The 19,578-nt window shown below is 60.2% G+C and carries 8 protein-coding genes and 1 pseudogene; 5 read left to right on the plus strand and 4 right to left on the minus strand.

Features of this window, described 5'->3' with window-relative positions; genetic code table 11:
- Positions 1 to 3 precede the first annotated feature (3 nt).
- The 4 genes from LB558_RS00435 to LB558_RS00450 all read right to left on the minus strand — a co-directional run bounded on the left by LB558_RS00435 (position 4) and on the right by LB558_RS00450 (position 5,213).
- Positions 4 to 768, minus strand: coding sequence for a class I SAM-dependent methyltransferase (locus LB558_RS00435; RefSeq protein ID WP_224695608.1), 765 nt, complete (start codon positions 766 to 768; stop codon positions 4 to 6).
- A 63-nt stretch (positions 769 to 831) separates the two neighbouring features.
- On the minus strand, positions 832 to 2,652 hold the full coding sequence (locus tag LB558_RS00440; protein WP_224695609.1) for a non-ribosomal peptide synthetase: 1,821 nt from the start codon (positions 2,650 to 2,652) through the stop codon (positions 832 to 834).
- Positions 2,653 to 2,746: 94 nt separating this feature from the next.
- Entirely contained in the window at positions 2,747 to 4,048 is a 1,302-nt protein-coding gene (locus LB558_RS00445; RefSeq protein ID WP_224695610.1) for an acyl-CoA reductase, read from the minus strand.
- A 46-nt stretch (positions 4,049 to 4,094) separates the two neighbouring features.
- Positions 4,095 to 5,213 carry a hypothetical protein gene (locus LB558_RS00450; RefSeq protein WP_224695611.1) on the minus strand — a complete coding sequence of 373 codons (1,119 nt, stop codon included), beginning with the start codon at positions 5,211 to 5,213 and terminating at the stop codon, positions 4,095 to 4,097.
- 674 nt (positions 5,214 to 5,887) lie between these two features.
- Here LB558_RS00450 and LB558_RS00455 point away from each other — a divergent pair.
- From LB558_RS00455 to LB558_RS00475, 5 genes and pseudogenes are all read left to right on the plus strand, one after another.
- Positions 5,888 to 7,183 carry an aspartate aminotransferase family protein gene (locus LB558_RS00455; protein WP_224696204.1) on the plus strand — a complete coding sequence of 432 codons (1,296 nt, stop codon included), beginning with the start codon at positions 5,888 to 5,890 and terminating at the stop codon, positions 7,181 to 7,183.
- A gap of 35 nt (positions 7,184 to 7,218) precedes the next feature.
- Positions 7,219 to 8,388 (plus strand): annotated as a pseudogene (locus LB558_RS00460) (condensation domain-containing protein); the annotation flags it as partial.
- A 17-nt stretch (positions 8,389 to 8,405) separates the two neighbouring features.
- The gene (locus LB558_RS00465) at positions 8,406 to 10,157 is read left to right on the plus strand and encodes a radical SAM protein (protein ID WP_224695612.1); all 1,752 of its coding nucleotides are present in this window, start codon (positions 8,406 to 8,408) and stop codon (positions 10,155 to 10,157) included.
- A 202-nt stretch (positions 10,158 to 10,359) separates the two neighbouring features.
- Entirely contained in the window at positions 10,360 to 17,484 is a 7,125-nt protein-coding gene (locus LB558_RS00470; RefSeq protein ID WP_224695613.1) for a non-ribosomal peptide synthetase, read from the plus strand.
- Positions 17,485 to 19,545 carry a RiPP maturation radical SAM C-methyltransferase gene (locus LB558_RS00475; protein WP_224695614.1) on the plus strand — a complete coding sequence of 687 codons (2,061 nt, stop codon included), beginning with the start codon at positions 17,485 to 17,487 and terminating at the stop codon, positions 19,543 to 19,545. It begins immediately after the preceding gene.
- Positions 19,546 to 19,578: the final 33 nt, after the last annotated feature.

Consider the following 19,578-nt stretch of genomic DNA (forward strand, 5'->3'; position numbering starts at 1 on the left):
GGACTAGATCTTTTGGGCTGCCAAGAAGAAGCCCCTGTGCTCTGCGAATTCCACGTCCAGTTCGATGACGCGGAACCCTACGATCTCCAGCATAAGCTTGATCTCTGAGTAGAAGACATAGCGGAAATCGAGATCGACCACGGTGCTTCCCACCTCATTTCCGTCGACGATCTTCGTGTAGGTCACATGCCAGTGCTGTATCTGCGTGTAGCTGTCGTTTGAAAAGTCGACCCGCATGATGTAGGTATCGCCTTCGAGCGTGTGGAAGCGCGAAAAATCGGTCTTCGTCTCGCCCAATATGACTCGATAGTAAGGCTGGAAGAAATCTATGAGGATCATTCCGCCTTCCGCGAGATTCCGATGACAGCTTCGCAGCAGCGCCATCTGCAGCATGTCGCTCGGCAGCGCGATGAGGATGCCTTCCGGCATAACTATCGTCTGGTAAGGTTCGGAACTTGAGAAGGTCGTTGCATCGGCCACGATCTGGTTGACGTTTTGCCGGACGGCCTCGCTTTCAGTTTGCAGCTTTCGCGACAGGACATCGTGCATAAAGGACGAGATGTCGACGCTGTCCAGCCGATAGCCCGCGCGCGCAAGCGGAACAGTCAGCATGCCAGTGCCCGAGCCGAATTCGAGGACACGCTTCGGGCGGTCCCTCAAATGGCGGAAATAGGGAGCGTTGAATTTTTCAAGTTCCCTCGCCTTGCCCTGTCCGAAAAAGGGGGAACTATCGTAGATGTCGGCGATGAACTTCTCGTATGAAACCATGTTTTCCCCCTAAGCCACAACACGCCTGCCCGGTCAATTGAAACGAGTATCGCGCGATCTCCGCTAGACCATTTCGGGTTGCATCAGCACACAGAGCTTCGTGATGGTTAGATCGTCGAATACCTCCCAGAGCGAGAGCTCGTAGCCAAATTCCTCGTCAAGACGGGCAATGAGCAACATGATGCTCAATGAATCGCCGCCTGCTTCCATGAAGGTATCCTCAAGGCCAACTGCATCGTTTCGCAAGATCTCTTTCCAAATCGCCAGCAGCTTGTCCGCCAATTCTGGAATGTCCTCATCGCTCTCAATGGTACCCATGTCGGCGGCCCCGTCCTGCGTCATGAGATGCGTGGCCAACCCGTCGATATCGATTTTCCCATTAGAATTAGTCGGCAGGGAATTTACGCGGATCCACACGTCGGGCACCATCAGCGAAGGCAACTCACGCGATAGGCGCTCCTTGATACTCGGCTCATTCAGCTCTACATCCGCGACATAAAAGGCTGCCAAGCGATCCGGCCTCTTCCCGCCTCCCTCGGTAAGGACGGTCGCCACAACGCTTTGGACCGGCGCGTATACGAGCAGCGCGTCTTCGACTTCGCCGAGGTCAATGCGCTTGCCCCGGATCTTGTCCTGGCGATCACGCCGGCCGATGAACTCGATCATCCCCTCAGGCAGTCGTCGAACTATGTCGCCGGTCCGGTAGCGCACAGGGCTGTCCGGCGCCGACGACGGGTCCGAGCCAAAGACGGGGAGGTTCAAGTCGGGGCGCCGAAAATAACCGAAGCTGCTAAACCTTGTCACAATGACGAGTTCCCCGGGCTCTTCCGGGTCAGCCTCTTCCGTTTCGGTTGCCATGATCCGGGCCTCGGCCCCTTCCATCGGTAGGCCGATCGGGATGATGCTGCGGTCTCCATCCGATCGCGAGATGCGGTAGAATAGCTTTGCCAAGGTCGTTTCCGTCGGTCCGTACAGATTGACCAGGCGGACCCGGTCACCGAAGACCTCAAACCAGCGCCGAACATGAGCGCCCCGAAGCTGCTCTCCAGCGATAAGAACACACTTCAATCGCGGAAAGAGCGTGTCATTCAGAGGGGCGTTGCACAGATTTCTGAACACCGTCGGCGTGCAGTGCACCAAGTCGACATCGGCTGAATCGAGCCATCGGGCCAAGCCGATCGGCGAAAGCACAATCTGGCGCGATCGCGGAACGCATATCGTTCCCGACGTGACGAGTGGAACGAAAACGTCGCGCAGGAATGGGTCGTGATGCGGCGGCGTGAGTTGCGCGGCTCGCACGGTCTTGTCCAGGCCGAAGGTCCCGATCTCCCAATTCAGAAAATGGAGAAGCGAATCCGAGCGCCCGAGAATGGGCTTGGCCGGGCCGGCCGTACCTGACGTGAAATAGAGATAAAGCGGCAACCCGGTCGCCGCGGCAAGATCGCCAACGAACGTACTGGCGGAACCATCGGCCTCTTTCGTGAAAATCTCGCTTTCGACGAAAATCGTCGGCAATTCCGCAAGCGAATTGCGCGCCTCGGCTAGGAGAGTCGGTTCGACGATCAGGCATCGAAGGTCCGCCGCGTCGGCTTTTCCCTTTAGGATGTGCGCGGGTTGACCGGGTTCGAGTACGGCGAAAACAAAGCCGCGCGCCATGGTTGCCAACATCGCCGCCACGATGAGACCGGTTTGCCCGGCGAGTATCCCGATATGGCTCTTCGGCGCGATGCCCTGCCTGTCGATTGCCGTCGCGATGACATGAGCGGCGGCGGCGAGTTCGCCATAGCTGATCAGCTGCCCGTCGCAATCGATGGCGATCGCCTCCCGTCGCGTCTCGAACGATCCCCTCGCGAGAACCGGACCGAGTGTCTCTCGTTGCATCATAATCCAGGCTCGCAGCGCAAGAACCTACGATTTTGCCGGTCGGCACCATTGCCGTTCGCGGCCGGGCGATAGCATGCAAGAGCCGAATCGCCGCTCACGAGGGCCTCCGCGGGACCGGCCCCTCGAAGACATCGATCGTGCGCGACAAGGCACGCAAGATGTCGTGACCATCCCAGATGGCGGAAAAATCGAGCGTCTGGCCGATCGGCACGATGCGATCGCCACCAAGCGTCCCGGCGGTCCGGATCAGCGCAACAAGCTCCTCCGCCGGCAGACCGAAATAGGACACCGTCTGGCAACGGCGATCGAGAACCGGCACCAGTGCGCCGAGCCCTCGTGCCTCGCATTCCACGAAAACGCCTCCGTTCGGATGCCATTCCAGAAGTTCCGGCCGGGGCGTCACGCTGAAGACCCGCATGACCCTGGGATCGCTGGAAACAAGTTGCAATCCGGGGTGCTGGGCCAACATTCCATAGGCATATTCGAGCTTAGCGACTGTTTGCGCCGGAAAGGGGCGATAGCGTTCGCCGACCAGCGCTTCCAGCCGAGGCCAGAAGTCGCTACGAGCTTCGCGCGCGTGCTGGCCGAGCCAGACGACCATACGCGGCGACGCGCACGATGCCTGATCGTTGAGATAGGTGTCGTTGTAGAAACCATGCACCTGAGCCGCCTTGTTTTCGGCGGCAAGCCAGGCGCCGCCGTCGATCACGGCGATGGAATAACGATCAGGAAATGTCAGCTCATGGGCATGGGGCCGAAGGGGCGCCCGCCTTATCTCGTCAACGGTCGCGTCTCCACCCCAGATTACCCGGACGTCGCAACGCGCGCTTAGATAGCGGGTGATATCCGCGCGGGACCGGTCATATCGGATAAGGGCCATCGTAGCTCGCAACGCGGCGTGGCCATCCTGAGATAGTGTTGCCCCGATCGCGCTGCAGAGATACTCGATCTGCGGAAAGACCCGGTAAGGGACGCGGACGATGGTATCGTTCCCAGCGATCAAGCCCATCGCGAGATTGTAGGCGGCCATGATCGGCACGTTGGACGGCGAAACGTGAAATCCGACACCACGGCCAAGCGTTGCGCGGCCGGCGCGGACGCCGGGGCGCAACTTTTCGAGCGAGGCTTTGCGACACCAGAAGGCGAAAGCGATAATATCGGGAAATTGCCGCGCATTCGTATCCGCCAAAATCCGGCGGGCAAGCGCATCAAGAAAACCGACGACCGCGTCGTCAAAGGCATCGCGCACCCTGACGACCTTTTCGGGACCCCAGTCAGTGGCCTGTCCGACGACAAATTTCACGTCCTCCGAAAACGCATCTTGCGAGCCATAAACCGCGGTGTCCGCGATGCGCCGCGCGGTCAGAAACGTCGCCCGTTCCTCGATCCTCTTCATCGCTTAGCCGTTCCTGATCATATCGGAAACCGCCGTTCAGGTATTTTCAGTCCACGTTTGAGGGAACGTCGCCGCACCCCTTCGGCTCTGAGCCCGGAAGCCGTCCCAACACTTCGAAATATTTACCTTTTCTGCCGCATGGACAGTCGTCCTCTCCACGCAACACGCCGAGATCTTCCGTTAGAAGGTTATGACCCGGATAGGATTTCGGCAAGACTGAAATCGTTTGTAAGATTCCGGGTTCACCATATTGCGCGATGCTGAGATCGGCCCGTCGAATAATGATCTCGGAAAAATTGCTACAGTGGAAGAAGCCGTTTTCACACTGCAGATAGATCGAACCCGGCTGTTCGACCATTCCGTAGTAATTATGGATTTTCGAGAGATTGACACATTGTTTCGCGACCGCCTTCAAACGTCGGTCGTTAACGTTTTTCTCTGCCAGCCTCTTCCACCCGCCGCCGTGAATCATGATGCCGTTCGACAAATCCAGGCGCGCGCCGATCCGAGCGAGTTCTTCGAGAAAATGCTGCCATATCACATGAGTGAATCCGAAGATAAGGAAAGGCTTGCCACCCGTGCGCCCCAAAAATTCTGAAATTCCGTCCATATCGGATTTCATGTCCGCGGTCAGCGCAAAGGCGGGCCGGCCGCTGGCAAAGAGTGAAAATCCCTGGATCGCCACCGAGCGAGCGGCATAGCCGGTCGGGTCTGCCGCTCCGGTCGGTGCGTCCACGATGAGCAGCGGCATGCGCTTGTCGCCGATCACGCTCGTGAGAATCCGGGACAGAGCTCGCATCTGCAGGAGCGAGGTCTCTCGGTCGACGAATATCTCCGAGCGGCCCGACCGGCCGGTTCCCGATGAGGTAAGCGTGTGCCTGACCTCCGAAGCCGCTACGCTGCGCAAGATCATCCTCTTGAACAGACCGACGGGCAGATAGAGCTGGTCCTCGACCTCCTCCGCCGTTTCCGGATCCAGGCCCAGTCCGTCCAGAATATTCCTGAAAGCCGCGCAATTGTCGTAGTGATGCTGTGATAGCGCCGCGACGATCGCTCTCAGATACCGTTGCCGCCAAGACCTGTCCGCCGCGAAGGGCGGCATCGAAAACAGGCTGGCTAGGGAACCGCCGACGCTCATGTCAATCGTACTGTCGAATAGCAACATCTGGCGCTCGCCGTCCCGGCGGAACTCAACCGAAGCCCGCCACCGGCATAGCGGCAAATCAAACAATCGGAAGCAATCACCAATCGTCTATCACACTTTTTGGTAGGCGTCCTTCGCCGCTCGACCATTGCCTGCTTCCCCTGGTCGATTGGCGTCGACAACAAACACATAATAAAATCAATGAAATAGTTGCACACAAGCTGATGTCGCCCTCAAAAAAATAGTTTTACAGACCGGAGTTGACTTGCTTGGTGGTGGTGGCACAATAATGAAATCGCGCGATCTGAAAGGTCAGAACTCCTTACTAATCGCGTATTTTATGCGCCTACTATTAAAATCATCGCGAATACCGACGTAGAGGGAAATTCTTACGGAGGATATCGTATGTGCAATGGGCGCAGACGCTGCCCTGCTTTTGATCGCCGCGAAGATTTCTGCCGGCGGCAGGGCTCGGCATCCCCCGTCTCATTCACCGATCATTGTCGCTCACGCGGTTTCGAAACCGACGGGATGATGTCCCAGCGGGCCACTGCTCACATCGCACGCATTGTGGTTCCGGTTGCTATGGGCGCGAAGTCGACGGGGTGGTCATGACCTTTGGAACGGCCAAATCGAAGGCCTATAATGACCGCCTGAAGCAGTTGGTCCCTGGCGGCACGCACTACAGTTTTCGAATGCCATGGGAATCCAAACAGATCCATTTCGTGGGCGGAACCGGAGCCCGGCTCCGGGATATGGACGGCAACGAATATCTTGATCTCTTCTCGAAATTCGGTGCGAACATCCTCGGACACAACGATCCCCGCTATAATGTCCGGCTGGCGGACGCACTGACCGGCGCGGCCGCGGTCAACCTCGGGGTGAACGAGGTCGAGGCGGCGGAGATGATCCGCGCCTTTGTCCCGAGCGCCGAGATGGTGCGCTTCTCCCTTTCGGGAACGGAAGCGGTGCTGAATGCGCTGCGTCTTGCCCGTGCCTATACCGGAAAGTCACGTTTCATCCGCTTTTTCACGCATTACCATGGCAATGCCGACAGTCTGCTCGGTGGACGGGTCGGCAATCTCGATTATCCTCTTCCAGAAGCATTCGATGGAGACTTCACCGACACCGACGGAAAGGCTCGCGGCACCACTGAGGAAGCATTCCTCCTGCCTTGGAACGACCTGCCGACGCTCGATCGGGTTCTCTCCGCCTACAGCGACCAGATCGCTGCCGTGCTGACCGAGCCGATTTGTATCAACGGCGGCGGCGTCATGCCGAACGATGGATACCTCGAGGGGATGCGCCGCCTCTGCAACGCGCATGGTGTCGTACTCATCTTCGACGAAGTGATCACCGGTTTTCGCGTCGGTCTCGGAGGTGCCCAGGCCCTATTCGGTGTCCTACCGGATCTCACCACGCTGGGGAAAGCCATGGCCGGAGGCGCCCTGCCAGTATCGGCCATAGCCGGTCGCAGGGAGATTATGAATCTCTACAATGCGCGCAAGATCGTCCATGGCGGGACCTTCAACGGCTATGCCCTCGGCATGGCCGCCATCAGGGCCACGCTCGAAATCCTCTCGGCGGACGATGGCCGTTGCTACGACCGGATGGCCGCGCACATGCGAAGGATACATGACGCATTCTTGCGCGCTGCGGCGCGCCACGGCCTCGACTTCGAGATGAAGGGCTTGGATACGGCCGCTGTCTTCCATTTCCGCTCCGGCCCCGACGAAGCGAAAAAACTGCCCATGATCTCTCAATACGCCGTCAAGTTGACGAGCGAAGCAATGGCCGAGACCGGGATCCTAGTATCGAACATGAACCGCTTCTACGGTTCGATAGCCGTCGACGATGACGACGTGGCACTGTTCGAGGAGCGGATCGACGACGTGTTCCAGATCGTCGCCCCGTTCGTCGAGAAGATGCGCGGCCCGAAGCCGACGATGACCTCGCCTTCGCGCGCCGTCGCCGCAGGAGGCGCGCAGTGAGGACGACGACCGGACGGGGCTATTTCAGGAGGCCAGTGTCGCCGATCGAGGAAGGCCTTCTCTTCCACGATTTCTATTGCATCGAAGGCATCTATGTCGACCAGATGGTGTGCGATATCGTCGGCGATCTCGATGTCGCCCGCTTTGAGGATACGCTTCACCGGTTGGTGAGGATGCACGAGATCCTGCGCACGCTATATGTCCGCGATGGAGCGCGCCTTGTGGCGGAAATCCGCGCATCGGTAGCGCCGGAACTCCCTTTCCACGACTTCTCCGACAGGCGTGAGGCAAGGGAAACGGCGATGCGCAGGAACGCGGTCAATGTGCGGCGCCCCTTCCATCCGTCGCAGGAAGTGTCCCGGTGTGCGCTCTATCGGCTGAACGAACGCCTTCATGTCTTTTCCTGGACCTATCACCATGCGCTCGCGGATTCATGGACGCTGCACCTGTTGCAGGAACACTTCTGCGCTATTTACCGCGGGCTGCAGGAAGGCGGGGAAGTCGAGGCGGAAGCCGCGCCCTATTCAGGTTACGTGCGCTGGATTGCCGATCAGGACACGGCGTCCGTGTCCCAGTTCTGGTCCGAGTACCTCGCTCGCCAGCCGAAGAACAACGTCCGGATCGATCCGAACCCGGACCTCCGCGGCGAGCGCAACTCCATTCGCATCGAGCTCTCGGCGGAAGCCCGCGCGCATCTCGAAATGGTACGACGGGCGAATCGGGTAACGCTGAACATAGCGGTGCTCGCCATGTGGGGCATCTTCGCCCTCGCGCGACAGAAGACCACGACCTGCCTCCTCGGATGCGCCGTATTCGGACGCAGCCTTCCGCTCAAGGGCATCAACAGCATGGCCGGTGTTTGCTCAAACACGGTGCCGGTCATCATCGACGAGGCCGCGCCGCTTGGCGCCCTGCTTCCCCGGCTGCAAAAGCATGTCCTGCAGGCGAGCGGCCGATCCTTCCTCTCGCTCGGCGACGTGCTTGCGACCGCAGGGCTTTCCCATCGCGACATGCACAGTGTCGTCAATTTCACTATCGACAGGCCCGACATCGCCACCGCCGACAGTGCCGCCTTGCCATTTAGCATCACCAATATCCGCTATTCGCAGGCGGCAAGCTTCGACGCCTATCTCGACGTTGAGATCGGCGAGGAGACGATCGCGCTGACGATTCACTTCGATCGCGGCCGTAGGACCTTCGACGAAGCGGGCGATCGCCGGGCTTGCGAGACGATCGCGCGCGCCATGGCCGAGCATGTTCGCGGCACCGTCGACGATGTCGTCGATGCGCTTCTGCTCGACGGCGGGCCCTTCAACGCCGGCTTCGATTTCGCGGCGGAGCGCACGTTATGAGCCGGATTGATTGTCTCATTGTCGGCAGCAATCAGATGGTCTTCAGCGATTATGTTGCTTCGGTCGCGGGTATGGGGTCGACTTCGGGCGCCTACAGGGACCTTCGGCTGAGCTTCTACGAGGAGGGCGACCAGATCGTCAGCTGTCGCGACTATTTCAATCGCCGGCAACCGGAGTGCCTTCCCGACATCAGCTATGACGACATGCTGAGCGCGACGATCGCCTATCTCGCGACTTTTCTAAAACGACGCGGGTTTACCTACGCCTATGTGAACATGTTCCAGGAAGGAAAAGCGGAACTCGCGCGTCTCTTGCGGAGCGGCCATGTGTCTTCGGTCGCGATCACCACGACCTATTACGTCTCGCCGCTCCCCCTGCTTGAGGTCGTGCAATTCGTGCGGTCGATCGATCCGGGCATCCGCATCATCGTCGGCGGCCCTTTTGTCAAGACACAGCACAAGATCCTGTCCGCCGTTTCGTTCCGGTATCTGCTCGCCCAGATCGGCGCCGATGTTTATGTGATCAGCAACCAGGGCGAAGAGACCCTCGTCCGGGTGCTCCAGAAGATTCGCGACGGTGGGGATTTCGGCGAGATTGCCAATCTCGTCTTTCGGGAGGGCGACAGCTATGTTTCCACGTCGCTCGTTGAGGAAGACAATCCGCTTGACGAAAATCTGGTGGACTGGTCGCTTTTCGCGCGATCGGTCAAAGGCAACGGGCGCCGGATGGTCATGGCGCGCACCGCGCGATCCTGTCCCTTCGCATGCTCGTTCTGCAGCTTTCCGGAACACGCCGGCATCTACAAATATCTCAACCCGGCCGATGTTTGGCGCGAACTCGACGCCATCCAGGCGATGGGCGGGATCAACAGCGTCACGTTCATCGATGATACCTTCAACGTGCCGCCGAGCCGATTTCGAACAATCCTGAAGGGGCTCAAGGACCGGCACTATTCATTCAAGTGGAACTGCAATTTCCGGTGCCAGTATGCCACGCCCGAGATAGTCGAGCTGATGAAGGAGGCCGGCTGCGAAGGCGTCTTTCTCGGCCTCGAATCCGGTAGCAACCGCATTCTGCAGAACATGAACAAACGGGTCACGGCGGAACAATATCTGACCGGGACCGGTTATTTGCACGACGCCGGAATCCTGACCTATGCCTCCTTCATCATCGGCTTCCCTGGCGAAACGGATGACACCGTCAACGAGACGATACGCTTCATCGAGCGCGCCAGGCCGGACTTCTTCAGGGCGCAATTGTGGTATTATGATACCACGACCCCGATCCATAAGCATGCAGCGAAATACGCCCTCAGAAATTCCCAGTTCGAGTGGTCACACCGGACGATGAACGCGAAAAAGGCCGCCGATTGGGTCGATCGCCTGCATGAACGCATTCGCGGATCGATGTGGTTGCCGCAGACCGATTTCGATTTTCCGAGCCTGTTCTGCCTCTTGAGCCAGGGCCGGCTGCTCACCGACATCAAGGACGTGATCGGCGCCTTCAACCAACGCGTCAGATATGACTTGGCCTCCCGGGAAGCTTCGGACGGCACGGCGCACATCGATCCAAATTTGCTTGTCGATGCGGAGTTTATGTTCGATGATCACGCCGCAGGTTGACGACGAGACCACAGCAGCGTCCCTGTCCCGCCGATTCGCTTATTGGCGACGCCTAGGCGGCGGTCCGACGGGCCGACACGCATTGCTCCACACACTGCGCTGGCGGGCGCGCGGGCCAGATAGCTCTCGATGGACAAAATGCGACGACGCGCTTCCAGTCGACCGGTCGGCTGACATCCTACGCGTCTGCAAAGGGTCTGACTTGTCGCTCTACATCCTAATGGTAGCAGCGTTAAAGGCCTTTGCGGCGCGGACAACGGGCGACGGGAATCTCGCCGTCCTGTCTCCCTCTTATGCCGCCGACGGCGCAGATGCGCCGGGCCACACCCTGTTTCTCACAAGTCTCGTCGCGCGAAGTGACGACTTGCGGTCCGCCATTCTGAAAGCGCGGCGAATGATCGTCGGCGGTTATTCGAACCAGGGCGTTTCATTGACGGAAGTATTCGGCGCGAAACTGGCCGAAAGCATCCAGGCCGATACGCCGCTCTGTGCCTTGGCCACGATACACAAGGCGGATAGCACGCGGCGCAAGAGCCCATTCGAGCTCTGGTTCGACCGCTCAGGACAGCGGATTTCCTGGTCCATCATCTTCGACGCGGACCACTTCCGGTCCGACCTGGTTGCCGAATTTTCTTCTTATTTCAAGCAGTTCCTAGTCGCGGCCATAGCTGATTATTCGATCGCGATCGACGATATTGATTTCCTGTCCGATGTGGAGAAAGAGCGCATCGCAGCGTTTTCCCTCGGCCCGGTCGCGGACCTGCCCGAAACGCGGCTCGATGCCATGGTCTCCGCCCAAGTCTCGAAAACGGCCGGGGCCTGCGCCCTGGTCTGCGGGGAATTCCGGCTGAGCTACGCCGACCTTGAAGCGCAAGCCGGCCAGGTCTGCGCGGGCCTTGAGGCCATGGGCATAGGGTCCGGCAAGACGGTGGCGCTGCGCATGGCAGCGGGCATCAACGCCGTCGTCGTTCAACTTGCGATCATGAAGTCCGGCGCCGCCTTCTGCCCGCTCGGAGCTAACGAACCGATCAACCGCCTCCGCCAGATGCTGGAAGCCGTCGGCGCCGACCTTCTGGTTACGGACCGCGAAGAGGCGATCGCGCCCGCCGACTGCCGCGAGGTTTCATTTTCACGAATACCGTCCGCGGAAGCGGCCGCGAAACAATCCGTCGTGTCCGTCGACGATCCCGCCTACGTCATCTTCACCTCCGGCACATCTGGGACGCCGAAGCCGGTGGCGATCAGCCACCGCGGCATCGTCAATGCTGTCGCCTGGAAGCGGCGCACCTATGACCTTTCCCCATCGTCGCGTGTGCTGCCGGTCTTCGGCTACGAGTTCGACGGCTTTGTGCTGAATGTCTTCGGTCCGCTCTGTTCCGGCGCCACCGTGATCCTCAGCGACGACGAGGGACGCCGGGCCCCTGCCGGCATCGTGCGGTCCATCGAGACAGAAGGCGTAACACACATTGTCTGCGCACCCGTGATTTATGGTGCCGTCCTCGACCATGCCGCCGGGTTCGCCTTCGCCACGCTCGATACCGTGACGCTCGCCGGCGAAGCGGCCGGCGCCGGGCTGATCGCCCGCAGCAACGCGATGCTCCCGAGTGTGCGCTTGGCCAACGAGTACGGGCCGACCGAAAACGCGGTCGTGTCGACCTATCACCCGGACTTGACGCAGGAACTTGTTCGGGTGATCGGAAGGCCGATATCCAATGTCAGGCTCCATATCCTGGACGACCGTCTCCGGCCGGTTCCGGTCGGCGTGACCGGGGAAATCTACCTCGGCGGCCCGGGTCTGGCGCTGGGCTACGCTGCGCGAGTCCAACCTTCGGGCAACACCTTGGTTGAGCGAGACTACAAGCGGCTATATCGCACGGGCGATCATGCCTGCTGGCTTCCCGACGGAAACGTCGAGTTCCAGGGCCGTGGCGAAGGTTACCTCAAGGTGCGCGGCATCAGGGTCGACGCCGAGGAAATTCGGGCGGCGATCCTGAAATGCGAGGGGATCCGGGAGGCCGCAGTACTTGTCAACGGTCCGGCCGACAACGAAGTGATCGAGGCCTTCGTCGTTAGCACCTCGCCGGTTTCGAGCGAATCCCTCGCCTCGGTATTGCGCGGTGAGCTGCCTCGCCATTTGAACCCCGCACGCTTCGTCCAGGTTCCGGCGCTCCCGCTCAACGCTGGCGGCAAGCTGGACCACGACGCGTTACGGGCACTGGCCGCATTGCCTGTGCCTCACCAGGGCGGGATCGCGCCGGACGACGCGGTTATGCGGGATTTGACCGCCATCTGGAAAAACATCCTGGAAATCGAACACGTCGATCCGGACGACAGCTTCTTCGCGCTCGGCGGCCATTCTCTGCGCGCGGTGCGGCTGATGGCACAGATCCAGGAGACCATGGGCATCGAGCTGAGGCTCAACGAAATCTACGAGGCGAGCACCATACGACGGCTGCGGGACGTCATAGCGCGGCAGAAGAGCGTCGCCGCGCCGCGCATCGCTCCGATAGGTGACCGCCCTCTCGAGGGCGAAACCGTGCTGTCCTCGGCTCAGGAGCGCATGCTCGCCCTCGCCTCGGAGCACCCGATCGCCTACAACCTGCCGGTCCTCTTCACCGTCAGCGCGAACCTCGATCTCGACCGTCTGCGGCGCGCGGTGGAAACGGTCGTTGATCGCCACGCAGTTCTGCGCGGAACCTTCCATCCGGAAGGCGACCGATGGGTGCAGCGTTTCGACGAGAAAGCCCGAGTCGAGATCGCCGAGCGCCAGATTGCGGCGGGCGCCGACCTCGAAACTGCCGCACGCGCGGCGGTCGAGCCCTTCGACTTGCAGCGCGGGCCCCTGCTCCGCCTGGTGTTGTTTTCCGAAGGCTCCGCGCACCGCATGCTGCTCATTGATTTCCATCACATCGTTATCGACGAGGCGTCGCTCAGAATCGTGCTTCGCGAACTTGCGGCGGACTTTAACGGCGACCCTCTCCCGCCGCTGGCGCCTTACAGCTATGCCGACTTTGCCTCTGCGCAGCGCCGGAAACAGGCGTCCGAGGGCTACAAGGCGGATCTCGCCGACGCCGTCCGCAATCTGAAAGACAACGAAGCCGAGCCGCTTCGTCTGCCCTTTGACCATCCGGAACCGCGGCGACGCTCGGACGCGGGGAAACTCGTACGCGGAACGATTCCGGGAGGCCTCGTTTCCGCAATCCGCGAACTTTGCGCTTCGGCGGAGATCACGGAATTCACGTTCTTCATGGCCGCATTCGGCCTGCTCCTTCACAAGCACACGCGGCAGACGAACATGGTGATCGGTGCGCCGGTCTCGATGCGCACAGGGCCGGAAACGGACTCGTGTGTCGGACTTTTTCTCAACACCGTGCCATTTCATCTCGACATCCGGACGGATGCGAGCTTTCTCGATTATCTCGGCACCGTCAAAACCGAAATCCTCGAAGGGCTTGGCAGGAGATGGCTTGAGTTCAGAAGCTTGGTCAGGACGCTTGGTACCGAGCGCGCCTATGCCGAGAACCCACTCTTTTCGGTCATGCTGCATATGGTCGACAATTCCGTCACGACCCTCGCTCTCGACGGCGTCGAGGCAAGCTATCGCCCGCTTCATACGCGAACCTCGAAATTCGACCTTATCCTCGAACTCAACCCCGACGACGGGACCGGCAGCTTCGCTCTAGAATATCCCACGCAACGCTTCGAGGAGAACACGATCCAGCGGTTGGCTGACAGCTTCGTCACGATACTGGCGGACGTGATCGAACGGCCTGCGACATCGGTCCGGTCGCTACGCTCTATGAGCGAAACAGAACGGGCCCGAATTCTCGAATGGGGTCGAATAGATAACGGCATGGAGGCCTATGACGACGGATCGCTGGCCTCGCGGTTCGAGCAACAGGTTCGCGCGCACCCCTCAAATATCGCGCTCGTCGATGGGCGGGAACACCTCACCTATGCGGAGCTCAATGCGCGAAGCAACCGGCTGGCGCGCAAGCTTCTCAAGCTCGGCGTAGTGGAAAACGATATTGTGGGCGTGTTCTGCGAGCGCTCGGCGAAGGTGATTGTCGCCATTCTGGCGGTACAGAAGGCCGGCGTCGCGCACCTGCCGCTTGACCCCTACTATCCCGCCATACGCACCGGGAAGATGCTCGCCAATAGCGGCGCCCAGATCCTGATCACGGACCAGGACATCCAAGCTCTCGGTTTCGGTGGCACGGTCGTCCATCCCGGCGACGATCTGTCCGAATTCAACCCGACCGATCTGCGGCGTTACCCACGCCCGGAAAGTAATGCCTATGTGCTCTACACCTCCGGCACAACCGGCGATCCCAAGGGCGTGACGGTCGGCCAGAGAAACATCGTCGCGTTGGTGCACCGCGCAACCAGTATGTTCGGCCTCGACCATAAAGACGTCTGGACGTTGTTCCACAGCGTCTGTTTCGACGTGTCTGTCTGGGAAATGTTCGGAGCCTTGCTGACCGGCGCGAGACTGGTGATCGTTCCCCGCGAACTTGCCGCCGACGCCAACGGTCTGCTCAATCTCATTGAAACGAACGGCGTGACCTTGCTTTGCCAGCCGCCGTCCGCCTTCTATCTTCTCGCAGACGCGATGCGGCGCGCCGAACGGCCGACGGCGCTGCGCTACATCATCCTCGGTGGTGAAGCGATCAAGCCCGAGAATTTTTCCGGCTGGAGCGACGACATGCCGACGATCGTCAACGGCTACGGGATCACCGAAACCACCGTCTATTCGACCTTCCATATCTTCTCGCGTCGCGAAATCCTTGAGAGGACACGCAGCATTGGCCGCCCCGTGCCCGGCACCCATGTCTACATCCTCGACGAGGAAATGCGCCTCTGCCCGGTCGGCGTGGTGGGCGAACTTTATATCGGCGGCGTCGGCGTGGGGAACGGATATCTCGGCCGCCCGGACCTCACGCGCCAGAGATTCGTCGAGGATCCGTTCCGACCGGGACGCATCCTCTACCGCTCCGGCGATCGGGTCCGCTGGCTATCCAACGGAGAGATCGAATATCTCGGCCGGGCCGACAAGCAGCTCAAGATCCGCGGCTACCGGGTCGAGACATCGGAGGTCGAAGCTGCGATGTCGGCCCATTCGAAGGTCCGCGAAAGCGCGGTGCTGGCTGAAACGCGCGACACCCGGACCCAGCTAGTGGGTTTCTTCACGTCCGACATCCAGGAGGACACCAGACGCATGCGCGATCATCTCGAAAACCACCTCCCCGACTACATGGTCCCGTCAAGGCTCGTCCAGGTCGAAAAGATGCCGGTAACGCCGAATGGCAAGGTCGATCAGATACGGCTGCTCGCCATCCCGGCCGCCGCGCCGGCACCGGAGGACACGGTGCCGCGGAACCTGAGCCACGAGAGTTCTGTCGAGAGATTGCTGGCGAAGACATGGGCCCACATCATCGGCATCAGCCTGGACGAGATCGGCCCCGAGGACAGCTTCTTTACGCTCGGGGGGGATTCGATTGGCGCCAACCTAGTCGTCAAGTTGCTCGAAAAACAGGGCTTGCCGATTGAATTGCTCGATATTTTCGAGCATCCGGCGCTGCCCGACCTCGCGGGCCTGATCCATTCGCGCCTATGGGACCAGCGGCTGGACGGCGACAGCGAACCAAACGCCTATTGGGACGCCCTCCGCGCGACCAAAACCGCTACGCTGCTGCCGATGTCCGACCGGAAGGCTGGGACATCGGCAGAGCTATCGAGAGTTCGCGTCGACATCTCCCTAAGCGATCTGGCGTCGATCGGCGCGGAGACCCCGGTACGCGATATCCTCGTGACCGCGCTTTGCGTCGCGTTGAGGATGTCGGCTGGCGAGGCAGGTATCCGGATCGCGCTTCTTTCCGGGTACGAACCCGATATCTCAAGTGCGACCGCCACCGGCAAGCTTACCGTCGCCCCGCTCGTCGTTACCATCGACGACATCCACGATGGCCCGGAAAATCTGTCCCGCGTGACCGAGGGCATTCGCCGCGCCGAGGAAAACAGGCTCAACTGGGACACCGTGCGGAGCAATGCGGCGCTTGCCGAAGCTTTGGCGGGCAGCGCCGTGTTCAATTTGCTGAATGGCTCGAACGCCCGCGCCGACGATCTGCCAACGCCGGATTACCTTCAATTGCCGCTGGGATGCATTGGCGTCGAAAGCAGGATAGGCGGCGGGTCGGTAACCACGGAGTTCGTCGCCCAGACCGGCGTGAACGTTTCGGCCAGGCTTCGCTTCCTCGCCGAAACCTTCAGGCTTGGCTTGGCGGAAGCCTTTCACGCACTGCCGACGTTTGCCGCTCCGCCGTTGCCCGCAACGGTCAGTCTCGATGTGGAACCGTTTTCCGACGTCTTCTTCCGGGATTGCACCTACCAGGCGATTCTGACCGCTGCCCGACACCTCGGCGGCGATATCAATACGCTCACAGCCGTGGCGACGGGAGTCTGCGTCCGCAGCCCGCATCGCTCGCACGGGCTTCGTGTCGCCGTCGACTATATGGAAAGTCACCCATTCTATCAGGTGCTGACGGACATGGGCATGACGGTTCGCCGAACCGCCGATACCAGATCCATCTGCGATGACCTGGTGACCGCTTTGGCCCAAGGGGAACTCGGGATCGTCAAACTCGACTGCTACCATGTCGAACAGCACGAGGACCTCTACCAGACGAGGCATGGCGATCACACCGTCCTCGTCTGCGGATACGATCAGCAACGGCACTTCTTCGATATCGTCGACAATCAACCGGGACGGAACATTCTCTACCGTCGCACGACGATTGCGTTCGACGATTTGCGAGCCGCATATGACGGCTACCAGCACCTCTTCAACCCGCACGGCTCGGACGACAGCGCCCTCTTCGTATCGCTGCAAGGAGGGCGCGGGGCCGTGGCGGCGGATCCATCTTCCGCCGGCAGCGTTCTCCTGGACACGCTGCGACTGGCCCGGTCGCGGCGCGAGGAGGAAGCCGCCGCATTTGACCTTCTCCACGATGATTTCCGCATCGTGTCCGCCAGCGAAGCATCTTGGTCCGAACACGCCGAACGCTTCATGTTCACCATCGGCGAGGTGCTGCTCGCAAAGAAGCTGCAAGATTATCAGCTCGGCCGCATCCTTGCGGACGACACGCTCGCGAGGCCTTTGAGGGAAATCATCTTCAATCTCTCGGTGGTGCTCGGCGTCCTCACCAAACTTCGCGTTTCCGCGACCTATTCCACCGAAAAAATGGATGCCATGCGAACGAGGCTATCCGGAATTCGCAAGCTCCACCTCGAATATGCCGAAGCGGTCGGCCGGTTACTGGAGGACTGAATGATGTTTCCCGTTTCCCTTATCTGTATGCCGTTCGGAGCCGTCCATACTCCGTCCCTCGGACTGACCCAGCTCAAAGCGGTGCTTGAGCGTGAATTCACCGGTGAAGTTCAAGCCCGAATCCACTACCTGACGCATGATTTCGCTGAATTCTTCGGCCTGAATCTCTACCGGTATCTCAGCGACGACAGCCGGACGACCGTGACGGGTCTCACGGATTGGATGTTCCGCGATCTCGCGTTTCCCGGCTCCGAAGACACTACCCAGCAATACATCGCTCGCTATATGCCGGCGCTCGCTTGCCGCTGCGAGGACGGGCTTCGCGGCAAGCTCGACGGTTGCGCATCCACGCCCAACAACGATCCAGGTAAGGCGACCTCGGTGCCCTGCTGCCTTGGTCCCAGCCTTCTCGGCCACCTGATCGCCAAACGGCAGCAGCTGGGCGATTTCATGGAGGAATTGATCGACCGCTACGATCTCGTAAATGCCCGGCTCGTGGGCTTCACCTCGATGTTCGATCAGACGGCCGCTTCGATCGCCATGGCCCGCCGAATCAAGGCGCGAAATCCGGAGGTTATGACGGTCATCGGGGGCGCGAGCTGCGAGCCCGGTATCGGGCGCGTCCTGGCGAGGCGGGTCGACGCCATCGACTTTACTTTTGCAGGACCGGCGTTGCGCGCTTTTCCGGATTTCGTCGGTCACCTGATGAGGAATGAGCCCGACCAATGCTGGAAGATTCCCGGCGTGCATTCTCGCGAAGGCATGAAAAACAACTTCCCGAACGGCCACGACAAAATCGGCCAAGAGGCAGACATCAACGAGCGGATCCCGCTGGATTATGACGACTTCTTGAAAAGCGCCGGGCGTTTCGGAACCGAAATCCAGCCGGAGCTGTTCTTCGAAACCTCACGGGGCTGCTGGTGGGGCGAACGCGCCCATTGCACATTCTGCGGCATTAACGGCGCGACCATGCAGTACCGCTCAATGTCGCCCGAAAACGCGATCGCGCAATTCGAGGGACTCTTCGAGAAATATCCGGATGTCCGGGAATTCGTCGCCGTCGACAATATCCTTGACCCCTCCTACTACGCGCGCGTCTTTCCTTTCGTGAAGGCGCCGGAAGGCGCCAGCATCTTCTATGAGACCCGCGTCATCGACGATGTGGAGCAAATGAAGCAGCTGGCGGACACCGGCGTGACCAAGATCCAGCCCGGGCTGGAGGCCTTGTCGACTTCCGTACTCAAACTAATGAGGAAGGGCAGCACCGCGTTCCAGAACATCACCTTCCTGAAGAGGATCGCCCGCTACGGCATTGAGGTGGATTGGAACCTTCTGACCGGATTTCCGAAGGAGGACGATTCGGTCTATGCGGACTACGTCAGAATCATCCCGTCGCTTGTTCACCTTCCCGCCCCGGTCGCGACCTTTCCGGTTCGCTTTGACCGGCACAGCCCCTATCAGATCGACCCCGACGCCTATGACCTGAAGCTGCGACCGCTCGATTTCTATTCCATTCTGTATCCATTTTCGGAAGACGAGCTGGAGGAATTCGCCTATTTCTGGGCGGACCAAAATTTCACCAACGGATATCTGTTCAACGTCGCCCGGTGGCAGCGCAAGATCGAGGGCGTCATCGATCTGTGGCGCCGGCGCTGGTATGTGCGCGACGGATTGCTGCAGCCGGAACTCAGGCCGACCGAAGACGGACGCGCCGTCTATGATTCACGGACCGGCGAGGCCGTAGAGCATCGCCTCTCACCGCTCGGGCGCGACATACTGGAATGTCTCGACCGCCCGATGAGCATGGCCGGCCTCCAGGATGCCCTCGGCGCGGACGAGCACAGGATCAGTCGGGAAATCGCGATATTCGACGACTGTCGCCTGATTTTCAAGGAACGTGGTCGCATCCTGAGCCTGGTATGCGAAGCCGACGGCGCAGCATTGTTGAGTGCTCGCCGCGAACGCGAGCATGAAAAAGTCGCCGAAAAAGCGAAAATCGAACTGCCTTTGGCCGTTGAGCGCCATCGGGATGGTCTCGAACTCCCGAGGCTCGTTTTCTAGGCCACAATTCTGAGCCGAGCCGGCCGGCAGTGG

It is taken from the genome of Mesorhizobium sp. CO1-1-8 (assembly GCF_020164875.1).
Taxonomy (GTDB): domain Bacteria; phylum Pseudomonadota; class Alphaproteobacteria; order Rhizobiales; family Rhizobiaceae; genus Mesorhizobium.